The organism is Pantoea sp. DY-17 (genome assembly GCF_019795975.1).
Classification (GTDB): Bacteria; Pseudomonadota; Gammaproteobacteria; order Enterobacterales; family Enterobacteriaceae; genus Pantoea; species Pantoea leporis.
Map to the genome: position 1 here is coordinate 1 of NZ_JAIMIG010000015.1, position 543 is coordinate 543.

The following is a 543-nucleotide window of genomic DNA, read 5'->3' on the forward strand; positions in this document are numbered from 1 at the left end:
CAGCGTGCCTTCTCCCGAAGTTACGGCACCATTTTGCCTAGTTCCTTCACCCGAGTTCTCTCAAGCGCCTTGGTATTCTCTACCTGACCACCTGTGTCGGTTTGGGGTACGATTTCGTGTTACCTGGAGCTTAGAGGCTTTTCCTGGAAGCAGGGCATCAGTTACTTCACCACCGTGGTGGCTCGTCGTCACGCCTCAGCCTTAAGATACCCCGGATTTACCAAAGGTATCAGCCTACACGCTTAAACCGGGACAACCGTCGCCCGGATAACCTAGCCTTCTCCGTCCCCCCTTCGCAGTAACACCAAGTGCAGGAATATTAACCTGCTTCCCATCGACTACGCTTTTCAGCCTCGCCTTAGGGGTCGACTCACCCTGCTCCGATTAACGTTGAACAGGAACCCTTGGTCTTCCGGCGAGCGGGCTTTTCACCCGCTTTATCGTTACTTATGTCAGCATTCGCACTTCTGATACCTCCAGCATGCCTCACAGCACACCTTCAACGGCTTACAGAACGCTCCCCTACCCAACAACACATAGTGT

Annotated in this window: 1 rRNA gene; it reads right to left on the minus strand. The window is 53.6% G+C overall.

The features are described from left to right. Positions 1 to 543: ribosomal RNA gene (locus K5Y33_RS23600) — 23S ribosomal RNA — on the minus strand; the annotation flags it as partial.